At 35.6% G+C, this 12,000-nt stretch carries 10 protein-coding genes; all 10 read left to right on the plus strand.

Going from position 1 to position 12,000, the window contains the following annotated elements:
• The first annotated feature begins 66 nt into the window (after positions 1-66).
• The 10 genes from mutS to glnA all read left to right on the plus strand — a co-directional run bounded on the left by mutS (position 67) and on the right by glnA (position 11,909).
• On the plus strand, positions 67-2,643 hold the full coding sequence (gene mutS / locus CS937_RS09180) for a DNA mismatch repair protein MutS (RefSeq protein ID WP_099158175.1): 2,577 nt from the start codon (positions 67-69) through the stop codon (positions 2,641-2,643).
• Positions 2,644-2,703: 60 nt separating this feature from the next.
• The gene (mutL, locus tag CS937_RS09185) at positions 2,704-4,554 is read left to right on the plus strand and encodes a DNA mismatch repair endonuclease MutL (protein WP_099158176.1); all 1,851 of its coding nucleotides are present in this window, start codon (positions 2,704-2,706) and stop codon (positions 4,552-4,554) included.
• Positions 4,555-4,611: 57 nt separating this feature from the next.
• A complete protein-coding gene (locus tag CS937_RS09190; RefSeq protein ID WP_099158177.1) occupies positions 4,612-5,061 on the plus strand; it encodes a Dps family protein in 450 nt (149 codons plus the stop codon).
• A gap of 25 nt (positions 5,062-5,086) precedes the next feature.
• Entirely contained in the window at positions 5,087-6,022 is a 936-nt protein-coding gene (miaA, locus tag CS937_RS09195; protein ID WP_099158178.1) for a tRNA (adenosine(37)-N6)-dimethylallyltransferase MiaA, read from the plus strand.
• A 43-nt stretch (positions 6,023-6,065) separates the two neighbouring features.
• Positions 6,066-6,290, plus strand: a complete 225-nt coding sequence (hfq, locus tag CS937_RS09200; protein ID WP_099158179.1) for an RNA chaperone Hfq — start codon at positions 6,066-6,068, stop codon at positions 6,288-6,290.
• Between the two features lie 158 nt (positions 6,291-6,448).
• A complete protein-coding gene (gene spoVK / locus CS937_RS09205; RefSeq protein WP_099158846.1) occupies positions 6,449-7,354 on the plus strand; it encodes a stage V sporulation protein K in 906 nt (301 codons plus the stop codon).
• Between the two features lie 163 nt (positions 7,355-7,517).
• On the plus strand, positions 7,518-8,753 hold the full coding sequence (gene hflX, locus CS937_RS09210; protein WP_099158180.1) for a GTPase HflX: 1,236 nt from the start codon (positions 7,518-7,520) through the stop codon (positions 8,751-8,753).
• 7 nt (positions 8,754-8,760) lie between these two features.
• The gene (locus CS937_RS09215; RefSeq protein ID WP_099158181.1) at positions 8,761-10,005 is read left to right on the plus strand and encodes a methionine gamma-lyase family protein; all 1,245 of its coding nucleotides are present in this window, start codon (positions 8,761-8,763) and stop codon (positions 10,003-10,005) included.
• A 130-nt stretch (positions 10,006-10,135) separates the two neighbouring features.
• Complete coding sequence (locus CS937_RS09220; protein ID WP_099158182.1) at positions 10,136-10,534, plus strand: MerR family transcriptional regulator; 399 nt, start codon at positions 10,136-10,138, stop codon at positions 10,532-10,534.
• 37 nt (positions 10,535-10,571) lie between these two features.
• A complete protein-coding gene (glnA, locus tag CS937_RS09225) occupies positions 10,572-11,909 on the plus strand; it encodes a type I glutamate--ammonia ligase (protein ID WP_099158183.1) in 1,338 nt (445 codons plus the stop codon).
• The last annotated feature ends 91 nt before the right edge of the window (positions 11,910-12,000 follow it).

Raw genomic sequence — 12,000 nt, forward strand, 5'->3', positions numbered from 1 at the left:
AGTCGCCTCGATACTACAAAATATGCTATAATTATATTATATACGGCTTGTTTTGGAGGATTAAAAATGGCAAAATACACACCAATGATGGAACAATATATAAAAATTAAAGCAGATCATAAGGATGCTTTTTTATTTTTTCGGTTAGGCGATTTTTATGAAATGTTTTTTGATGATGCAATCAATGCAGCAAGAGAATTAGAAATAACCCTTACTAAAAAGAATGCGGGTCAAACTGAACCAATTCCAATGTGCGGGGTCCCATATCATTCGGCAGATAATTACATAAAAAATTTAATATCTAAGGGGTATAAAGTTGCTATATGTGAACAGGTTGAAGATCCAAAAGTAGCTAAAGGTGTAGTCAAGCGAGAAGTCGTACAACTGATTACACCAGGAACGGTAATGGAGAGTAACATGCTAAGCGAAAGAGAAAATAACTATATAGCCAGTCTCTCACACTTTAATGATGGATCGTATGTCATTGTTTACAATGATTTGTCGACTGGTGAAAATAGCCTTGCTTTAGTTACTCATGGCTGGGACGCAGTTATTCATGAGTTATATAATCAGCCAATAAAAGAAATCGTTGTCTCCTCTAATTTACCCGAGAACTGGCAACAAGAATTACGTGGAAAGTTAAATGTTACGGTATCCTATCAAGATGAAATCACGTTTAATGGGGAATACCGTAATTTGTGTGATGAATTGAATGATGAACGATTGATGAAGGCATTTAGTCGTTTATTAAACTATATACAACATACACAAAAACGTTCACTTGATCATTTACAGCCTGCCAAAGTAATTGAACTCAAAAATTACTTATCCCTTGATATGTACTCTAAACGAAACTTAGAGTTAACGGAGACCATCATAAAGAAAGGAAAACATGGCAGTTTATTATGGGTTCTTGATCGCACGGTAACTGCGATGGGGTCGAGGTTGTTAAAAAAATGGCTAGAACGACCGCTAATTAATAAAACCCTTATTGAAAAAAGACTTAATATTGTTGATGGTTTTTATCAAGCTTTTATAGAACGAGATTCATTGAGGGAAGCATTAAAATCAGTTTATGACTTAGAGCGTCTTGCTGGAAGGATCGCTTTTGGCAATGTAAATGCACGCGACTTAGTTCAGTTGAAACATTCATTGGAGAAAATTCCTGAAATAAAGAATACTCTAAATCAATTTGGTCATGAGCAAATAAATGAATTAGGAGAAAATATTGTATGGCCAGGGGAAATTGTTTCATTACTAGAAGCTAGTTTAGTAGATGAACCACCAGTTTCAATTAAAGAAGGTTCAATTATTAAAGATGGATATAATGAAACGTTAGATACGTATCGGGATGCGTCGAAAAACGGAAAGCAATGGATAGCTGAATTGGAGCAGAAAGAAAAACAGGAAACAAACATTAAGTCATTAAAAATCGGTTATAACCGTGTGTTTGGTTATTACATTGAAGTGACAAAAGCCAATTTACATTTGCTGCCTGAAGGAAAATATGAACGGAAACAAACATTAACAAATGCAGAACGCTACATTACACCGGAATTAAAAGAAAAAGAACAGCTAATTTTAGAAGCAGAAGAAAAAAGTGTGGAATTAGAGTACAGCCTGTTTATCGAAATTCGCGAACAATTAAAAGAGCAAATACCGGTTTTACAGGAATTAGCTGAAGTTGTTAGTAAAATTGATGTTTTACAAGCATTTGCAACTGTCAGTGAGGAGAACCATTATAAACGGCCAAGTTTTGTAGAAGGTACATTGACGATTAAAAATGGTAGACACCCTGTAATAGAGCAAGTGATGAAAGATGGATCATTTGTTCCGAATGATGTTCATTTAGATAAAGACAGGGATATATTACTGATTACAGGTCCTAATATGTCAGGTAAAAGCACGTATATGCGGCAATTAGCATTAACTGTAATCATGGGACAAATTGGTTGTTTTGTACCGTGTGATCAAGCAGATCTTCTTATCTTTGATCAAATTTTTACGCGAATTGGTGCTGCAGATGATCTGGTTTCTGGCCAAAGTACATTTATGGTAGAAATGCTAGAAGCAAATCATGCTATTGCAAATGCAACGGACAAAAGTTTAATTCTGCTTGATGAAATTGGCCGAGGGACGAGTACTTACGATGGTATGGCGTTAGCACAGGCGATAGTAGAATACATCCATAATAATATCCATGCAAAAACACTATTCTCAACACATTACCATGAATTGACCGCACTAGAGGATTCATTGGATAAGTTAAAAAATATACATGTTAGAGCTGAAGAATATGAAGGTAATGTAGTATTTCTCCATCAAATTAATGATGGGGCAGCAGATGAAAGTTACGGTATACATGTTGCTAAATTAGCAAACTTACCTGAAAAATTGATTGATCGAGCAAATACAATTTTACATGAATTTGAAAATAAAGAATTGAAGGAAAAAAGGGATTCGAACTATGATGAAACTGCCCAATTATCTTTCTTTGTTGAAGAAGAAAAGGTTACTACAAAGAAAAATGAGACAAAATCTGAAACGAAAGTAATACAGGAGCTTTTGAATTTAGATTTATTCGATATGACACCACTTCAAGCTATGAATGAATTGTATCGTTTACAAAAACTTACAAAATAAATGTGTGTTGTACCTTATAAGCCAAGCAGAAATATCGCAATTATGAAAGGATCGTTTTCCATGAAAATTTTTCAAATGTCCGATGCACTTGCAAATAAGATAGCTGCTGGAGAGGTAGTCGAACGTCCTGCGTCTGTAGTTAAGGAATTAATTGAAAATAGTATTGATGCAAATAGTACTTGGATTAAGGTAGATTTAGCAGAGGCTGGGCTACAGCAAATTAAGATAACCGATGATGGAGATGGGATGGCAGAGAAAGACTGTGAAACAGCTTTTTTACGACATGCTACAAGCAAAATTAAAAATGAAACTGATTTATTTCACGTAAAAACGCTTGGATTTCGTGGTGAAGCGTTGGCAAGTATTGCAGCAGTCAGTCGATTGACAGTCAAAACGTCTCAAGGTAATGAAGCAGGTACATTTCTCCGAATGGAAGGCGGAAAAGTGATCGAGAAAAGCAAAAGCGATGCGCGTAAAGGATCGGAAATAAATGTTGAAGATTTGTTTTTCAACACGCCTGCAAGGTTAAAGTATATGAAGACGATTCATACTGAACTAGGGCATATTACCGATCTGTTAAATCGTTTAGCTCTTTCGCATCCAACTATTCGCTTTGAAGCAACACATAATGGAAAACAGCTTTTTAAAACATCAGGCAGCGGAGATTTATTACAAGTTGTCTCACACGTTTATGGAATGAGCGTGGCGAAAAAAATGATTCCTATTCAACATGAAACACTCGACTTTGCGATAAACGGATTTATCGCAAAACCTGAGGTTACTCGTGCATCACGTAACTATATATCTACTATTATTAACGGTAGATATATAAAAAGCATTCCATTATCACAGGCAATTATTAGAGGGTACCATACACTGTTACCAATAGGACGACAACCTATTGTGGTTATCTCAATAGAAATGGATCCTATTTTAGTCGATGTTAATGTTCACCCAACAAAGCTCGAAGTTCGGTTTAGTAAAGATAAGGAATTGTTTAGTGCAATTGAAGAAACAATCAGAAAAAAGTTTAGGGAGATTACATTAATTCCTGAATTGGAACAGAAAGAAAAACATAATCAAAATCAGAATAATAATTCCATCCAAAATACAATGGAATTTGATACTATATCTAAAAAAACTCCAACGATCAATTGGAATTCTGATAGAAGAATAAATGAAAATCAAATGCCATTCAGTCAAAACAATGTTTCAACAGAGGAATTTACGAAAGATAATCAACCAGATGTAGCAATACCAGAAACGATTCAACCTAAAACATTGTCTATGGTTGAAAAACAAGAAGAAACAGAAAAGGTAGATTCACCACGTGTTCCTACGATGTACCCAATCGGTCAATTACACGGGACATACATTATAGCTCAAAATGAAAACGGCCTATATATGATCGATCAACATGCGGCCCAAGAGCGAGTTAAATATGAGTTTTTTAAACAAAAACTAGGTAAAGCTACTAACGAGTCGCAAGAGCTCCTCATACCAATGACGTTTGATTTTTCCAAACAGGAAGCCATTTTTATTGAGCAATGTAAGGAAGAACTTGAGAAGGTTGGTCTGTTCTTTGAATCGTTTGGAAATCAGTCGTATATTATTCGTTCCCATCCAAATTGGTTTCCACAAGGATTTGAAGAAGAAGTCATCCGGGAAATGATTGCGCAAATTATGGAGGAAGAACGAATTAATATCGAGTCAATTAGGGAAGATGCAGCAATACTAATGTCATGTAAAAGGTCAATTAAAGCAAATCATTACTTAAATCAGGATGATATGTTTCGCCTGTTAGAAGATTTACGATCAACAACAGATCCATTTACATGCCCACATGGTAGACCAATAATTGTACATTTCTCTTCCTACGAATTGGAGAAAATGTTCAAGCGGGTCATGTAATATGTATAATTCACGTGCACCTCGTACAAGCTAATAAAAACTGCGAGGTGTATGTTTATGGATAATCAGCGATTAGTAAACTTTTTAAATCAACTATTGTCTAATTATTTTGTGCTATATGTAAAACTGCATCGGTACCATTGGTTTGTTCAAGGGAGACACTTTTTTCAATTACATGAGAAATTTGAAGAAATGTATACAACAGTTGCGGCTGATCTAGATGAAATTGCAGAACGAATTTTAATGATTGATGGAAAACCACTGGCTACGATGGTTAAGTATTTAAAAGAGGCAACATTGGTTGAAGCAAATGCTGATGATAAAGAAAATGAAATAATTCAACAATTAATAGAAGATTATCAGCAAATCATTAATGAAATACAGAGTGAAGGGTATAAACTAGCAGCAGAAAATAATGATGAACCAACTACTGATTTATTGGTAGCTATCCAAGGGAAACTAGAAAAATATGTTTGGATGCTCCACGCATATCGTGCATATGAATAAAACTTTGTGATCTAGGGGAATAATGATGAAGAAAACTGTAATTGTGGTCGTTGGCCCGACCGCAGTAGGGAAAACGCAGCTAAGTATTGAAATTGCTAAAGCTTTCAATGGAGAAATTATCAGTGGAGATTCGATGCAAGTATATAAAGGAATGGATATAGGTACCGCCAAAATTACAATGGAGGAAATGCAAGAAATTCCCCATTATATGCTCGATATAAAAGAACCTAATGAGGAATTTTCAGTCGCAGATTTTCAGTATAATGTTCAGAAATATATTGATGACATTTCTGATCATAACCATATTCCAATTATTGCTGGAGGAAGTGGGCTTTACATTCAGGCAGCATTGTATAATTATAATTTTTCGAATCAAAAGCGTGATACTACGTTAACAAAGCGATTAGAAGAACGTATAGTAAACGAGGGTTCTGCTCCTCTTTACAATTACTTGAAAGAAATAGATCCTCAACAGGCAAGTAAAGTTCATCCCAACAACCATAGACGGTTAATACGAGCGATTGAAATCTATGAAACAACTGGAATGACGATGTCCGAATACCAGGAAAATCAAGAGAAAGAATCACCTTACAATCCTATTTTTATAGGATTGGAGATGGATCGAAAACTTTTGTACAATCGAATAAATGAACGAATTGATAGAATGATGGAAAATGGGTTATTAGATGAAGTAAGGTCTTTATTCAACAGTGGTTTTTCAACCTGTCAATCCATGCGGGCAATTGGTTATAAAGAGTTTATTCCTTATTTTAAAGGGGAACAAAGCTTGGAAGAGTCAATTGAGCAGTTAAAACAAAATTCTAGAAGATATGCGAAGCGGCAGTACACATGGTTTAAAAACAAAATGAATGTGACATGGTATTCGCTTACTCCTTCGACGATTAATGAAAAAATTCGAAACATTTTAGAAGATTTAGCAGGAATGTTGGAAGAAAAGTAGAAATAAATATATATATACAGATAGAAAAAGAGGAGGAAGTGCAATGGCGCAATCAGTGAATATCCAAGATCAATATTTAAACCAGCTGAGGAAAGATCACATTTCAGTTACGGTATTTCTGACAAACGGATTCCAATTAAGAGGAATAGTAAAAGCATTCGATAATTTCACTGTATTATTAGAAACCGATGGAAAACAACAACTCATTTTCAAACACGCAATTTCCACATTTGCTCCGGTTAAAAATGTGTCACTCGATAAAGAATAGGTAATTTAACGGATACTCTATATGGGGTATCCGTTTTGCTTGTGTATTTTTACCCTTAAACTATTTGCTCCAGCGTAATGTTTTATGGGCGTTTGTCACAACTTTTCAGTTTATCACGTATACTATGATGACTGAGGGGTGATGAATTGGAAACACAAATGGTTCGCAATAAAAATGGGAAAATAAATATCGTTTTGCATGATAACAAAGGTGTAAAACTTGATACGGATAAAAGGCATATTGAAAGTGGCCCATTCATGCATATTGATCAAGAATTCTCATCATTCATAGGTATGGATAACCTTAAACAAACAATTAAGGAGATATATGCTACGATCGTAATTAATGAACGAAGAAAACAAATGGGGCTAGCATGTTCAAAACAAGTGCTTCATATGTTATTTAAGGGCAATCCTGGTACAGGTAAAACTACTGTTGCAAGAAAGCTTGCTAAAATGTATTTTGATATGGAAATATTGTCAAAAGGCCATCTTATTGAGGCAGAACGGGCGGATTTGGTTGGTGAATATATTGGTCAAACAGCTCAAAAAACACGTGCGGTAATTCAAAAGGCAATGGGTGGAGTGCTTTTTATTGATGAAGCCTATTCATTGGCTCGAGGTGGCGAGAAGGATTTTGGAAAAGAAGCCATTGATACATTAGTAAAACATATGGAGGATAACCAAAATGATTTTGTTTTGATTTTAGCAGGTTATCCATATGAAATGGAACGATTTTTGTTACTCAACCCGGGCCTGAAGTCTAGATTTCCATTTATTCTAGATTTTCATGATTACGATGTTAACCAACTAATGGATATCGCTAAACAAATGGTTACATTAAGAGAGTATCAATTAACTCAAGAAGCGGAATGGAAATTACAGGAGCACTTATATAGAAAAACCCGTGAAGTTGAGCGCAATTTCGCAAACGCTCGGTATGTACGAAATGTGATTGAACAGTCGATACGTAGGCATGCAGTTCGTTTAATTAAGAACGAACAGTATTCACCTGAGGATTTGATGAAATTGATCGGAAGTGATTTAAGTTTTGAGGAAATGTAATTGGCGCTTACGCTCATCGAGATTTCTTTATCTCCTGCGGTTCGGTCCAGTCCATTCCATTCGTCGCTACCCAGGGGCTTCGGTTTTGTTCATAAATTGTGATGGGGATTTTTCTTTGCTATGATATAGGCATGCTGATAGAAAAGAAAGAGGTAATCGATACATGACAGAAAAAATACTAGTCATTGCAGTGAAAAAACAAGAGTATACTGACGAACGTTTTTACTCATCATTAGAAGAAATAAAGTCCCTAAGTAATACAGCTGGTGGAACAGTGCTAAAGGTTGTTACACAAAATCGGGAAAAGATTCATCATGCACATTATATTGGAGAAGGGAAAATCGAAGAAACCTCACGAGATATACAGGAGCTTGATATTGATTTAGTTATTGCAAATGATGAATTGTCTGCTGGTCAATTGCGAAATCTTAGTGATCAGTTGGGAGTTCGGTTAATTGATCGAAGCCAACTAATTTTAGATATTTTCGCACAACGTGCTCATACGAAGGAAGGTAAACTCCAAGTCGAACTTGCACAATTAGAATATATGTTACCGAGGCTCCGTGGTCAAGGGTTGGCGCTATCTCGTTTAGGTGCGGGAATTGGTACACGTGGCCCTGGTGAAACAAAATTAGAGACAGATCAACGACACATAAGGCGTAAAATATATGATATTAAACGCCGACTAAAGATAGCTGTAAGTCAGCGAGAACAATATCGTAAGCGGAGAAAAACAAACAATGTATTTCAAATTGCAATCGTAGGCTATACAAATGCCGGAAAATCTACCTTATTTAATCGTATTACGAAAAGTCATTCACTTGAAGAGGATCAATTGTTTGCAACACTCGATCCGCTCACAAGACAAATTCATTTACCATCAGGGTTCAGAACGTTACTTACAGATACAGTTGGTTTTCTTCAAGAACTACCGACTACGCTGATTGCCGCATTTCGTTCTACATTAGAAGAGGTTACAGAGGCGGATTTTATATTACATGTTGTGGATGCATCACATCCGGACCAGGTACAACATCAGGATACAGTTCTTAGTCTTTTGGATGAATTAGGTGCAAATACAATTCCTATGTTGACAGTGTATAATAAAACGGACAAATTAAACGAAGATTTCATCCCGTCCAATCATCCATCCATTCAAATTAGTGCTTTTGACGAGCAGGATGTCAGTAGATTGTTGACAAAGATTGAAGTTATTTTGAAGGATGAGTGGGATTGGTACAGTGCTGAGATTAGTCCCGTTGAAGGAAAATTAATAAATAGAATTGAAAATGAAACCATAATGGAAGAAAGATATTTTGATGAAGATCAAGCAAAATACAAAGTAAAAGGCTTTGTTAGGGAGGAACACCCGTTAACAAGCCAACTGAAGGGGAATTAATGTAGTAATGATTAAACGCTATGTACAACTAGCAGAAACAGATTGTGAAATTCTTCACGAGGAAATAAGAAAAACAGTTGAAATAAATCAAAAACGTGTTCTTGATGCATTTAAGAAAAATCGAGTCAGTGACAGTCATTTTAATACCACCACAGGTTATGGGTATGATGATTATGGCAGAGAAGTACTGGAAGCCGTTTATGCAGATGTGTTTGGTGGAGAGGATGCATTGGTCAGACCGCAAATCGTATCAGGGACACATGCTATATCTACAACATTATTTGGTCTGCTACGACCAAACGATGAATTGATCTATATAACCGGGAAGCCTTATGATACATTGGAATCAGTTATTGGTAAACGCGGGAAAAACACGGGTTCTTTGAAGGATTTTGGGATAAATTATAACGAAGTAGATTTATTACCAGATGGTTCTGTAAATTTTGAGATGGTACAAAAGTTAATTACGGATAAAACAAAAGTAATTGGTATTCAACGGTCCAAGGGCTACGATGACAGACCATCATTTACCATTTCGGAAATCAAGAAAATGGTAAAATTCATTAAAAAGATAAATACGGATTTAATTATCTTTGTTGATAATTGCTATGGAGAATTTGTTGAACCTATCGAACCATTACATGTTGGAGCAGATATTATAGCTGGTTCATTGATTAAGAATCCAGGTGGAGGCATTGTTCGTGCAGGAGGATATATAGTTGGACGTAAAGATCTTGTTACACAATGTGCGCATCGCCTAACCGCGCCAGGGTTAGGTAAGGAAACAGGTGCTACATTACATATGCTGCAGGAAATGTACCAAGGGTTCTTCATAGCGCCGCATATTGTGGGTGAAGCATTGAAAGGTGCTGTATTTACAGCAAGATTTTTAGAATTAGCCGGGTTTACAACAAAACCGCATTATTTAGAAAAGCGAACAGACTTAATTCAATCCGTAACATTTGAAAATGCTGAACAAATGATTGCTTTTTGTCAAACAATACAGCAAAATTCACCAATCAATTCATTTGTTACTCCATACCCTAGTGAAATGCCGGGGTATGATGATGATGTGATTATGGCTGCAGGAACATTTATTCAAGGTGCAAGTCTTGAATTAACAGCAGATGGTCCAATCAGAGCGCCGTTTACAGCGTTTGTTCAAGGTGGATTAACGTATGAGCATGTAAAAATTGCTTTAAAAGAATCGGTGACCAATTTAGTTGATAAAGGTTATCTCAATTCAAAATAGGGTATGTAAGAGTGGTTTAGCCACTCTTTTTCTTTTTTAATTTTTTATGTAAGAAAATCTAACATTCAATTGACAATATACATAACATATTGTAAACTTTAAATATAATAAATGAAGGGGGTCAACGTATATGAACGATCAAGACCGGCGTTCCATGCCCTTATTCTCAATAGGAATCGTAAAAAAATTGACCGAACTAACCGCAAGACAAATACGGAATTATGAAGAACATGGCCTTATAAACCCTGAAAGGACATCAGGGAATCAACGTTTATTTTCATTTAACGACGTTGATCGTTTGCTTGAGATTAAAGACTTGCTTGATAAAGGAATTAATTTAGCAGGAATTAAACATTTATTGGTCATGGAAGAGCAGAAAATGCTAATGGAAAAACAGAAAAAAGAAGAACAGTATGCTCTATTATCTGATAAGGATTTGCGAAAAATGCTTAAAAATGAATTATATGAAGCGGGAAGAATGGGAAAATCTAGCTTAAGACAAGGTGAGTTATCTAGGTTTTTCCAATAACATAATTAAACTTTTATAAACATTGGGAGGAAAAAAGATGGGCTCGAAATTATCAAAAGAACAAATTTACAAAATGATTGAGGAGGAAAATGTTCGATTTATTCGCTTGCAGTTTACCGATATGCTTGGAACAATTAAAAATGTTGAGATACCTTTAAGTCAATTGGAAAAAGCATTGGACAATAAAATGATGTTTGACGGATCATCTATTGAAGGATTTGTTCGTATAGAAGAATCAGATATGTACTTGTATCCGGATCTAGATACATTTGTTGTATTTCCATGGACATCAGATAAAGGTAAAGTAGCACGTTTTATTTGCGACATTTACAATCCTGACGGCACTCCGTTTGAAGGTTGTCCACGATATAACTTAAAGCGTAATCTGAAAAAAATGGAGGAGCTTGGTTTTACAGCATTTAATATTGGTACTGAACCAGAATTTTTCTTATTTAAGCTAGATGAAAGAGGAGAACCCTCATTAGAGCTTAATGATAAAGGTGGATATTTTGACCTTGCCCCTACAGACTTAGGAGAAAATTGTCGCCGTGATATCGTGCTTGAGCTAGAAGAAATGGGCTTTGAAATTGAAGCTTCACATCATGAAGTTGCTCCAGGACAGCATGAAATTGATTTTAAATATTCTGATGCAGTAAAACATGCAGATGATATTCAAACATTTAAATTAGTGGTAAAAACCATTGCTAGAAAACATAATTTGCATGCTACATTTATGCCAAAACCATTATTTGGTGTTAACGGATCTGGAATGCATGTAAATATGTCATTATTCCAGGATGGGGAAAATAAATTCTTTGATCCAAGTGGCGAATTGCAATTAAGTGAGGTAGCGTATCAGTTCACAGCAGGCGTAATCAAACATGCAACTAACTTTACTGCAATAACAAACCCGACAGTAAATTCATATAAACGACTTGTCCCTGGTTATGAAGCACCATGTTATGTGGCTTGGTCTGGAATGAATAGGAGTCCACTTATTCGTATACCTTTTTCAAGAGGTTTAAGTACACGTATTGAGGCGAGAAGTGTAGATCCATCAGCCAATCCATATTTAGCCATGTCGGTATTGCTTGCTTCTGGATTAGATGGTGTTAAAAATAAATTAACACCACCATCTGCGGTTGATCGTAATATTTATGTAATGGATAAAGCTGAAAGAGAGAAAAACGGAATTAAAGATTTACCTGCAACGTTAATGGATGCTCTTGAAGAATTACAAAAGGATGAAACAATCATTGAAGCTTTAGGTGAACATTTATTTGAACATTTCATTGAAGCGAAGGAGATTGAATGGGATATGTTTAGAACGACCGTTCATCCTTGGGAGAGAGAACAGTATTTAACTTCATACTAATATTGATATAACAGGATTTCGTGTTGTGGGTACGCATGTCTGTTAAGGCTGTGATATAGGTTTTACCCACGAAACACCCAAAAAAGTTATA

Origin of the sequence: Virgibacillus ndiopensis, assembly GCF_900187325.1 — a bacterium.
Classification (GTDB): domain Bacteria; phylum Bacillota; class Bacilli; order Bacillales; family Amphibacillaceae; genus Virgibacillus_E; species Virgibacillus_E ndiopensis.

Excerpts from the sequence above, each read along its gene's own strand:
- mutS (WP_099158175.1), top strand. The coding sequence starts at position 67 with ATGGCAAAATACACACCAATGATGGAACAATATATAAAAATTAAAGCA.
- mutL (WP_099158176.1), top strand. The coding sequence starts at position 2,704 with ATGAAAATTTTTCAAATGTCCGATGCACTTGCAAATAAGATAGCTGCT.
- CS937_RS09190 (WP_099158177.1), top strand. The coding sequence starts at position 4,612 with ATGGATAATCAGCGATTAGTAAACTTTTTAAATCAACTATTGTCTAAT.
- miaA (WP_099158178.1), top strand. The coding sequence starts at position 5,087 with ATGAAGAAAACTGTAATTGTGGTCGTTGGCCCGACCGCAGTAGGGAAA.
- hfq (WP_099158179.1), top strand. The coding sequence starts at position 6,066 with ATGGCGCAATCAGTGAATATCCAAGATCAATATTTAAACCAGCTGAGG.
- spoVK (WP_099158846.1), top strand. The coding sequence starts at position 6,449 with ATGGTTCGCAATAAAAATGGGAAAATAAATATCGTTTTGCATGATAAC.
- hflX (WP_099158180.1), top strand. The coding sequence starts at position 7,518 with ATGACAGAAAAAATACTAGTCATTGCAGTGAAAAAACAAGAGTATACT.
- CS937_RS09215 (WP_099158181.1), top strand. The coding sequence starts at position 8,761 with ATGATTAAACGCTATGTACAACTAGCAGAAACAGATTGTGAAATTCTT.
- CS937_RS09220 (WP_099158182.1), top strand. The coding sequence starts at position 10,136 with ATGAACGATCAAGACCGGCGTTCCATGCCCTTATTCTCAATAGGAATC.
- glnA (WP_099158183.1), top strand. The coding sequence starts at position 10,572 with ATGGGCTCGAAATTATCAAAAGAACAAATTTACAAAATGATTGAGGAG.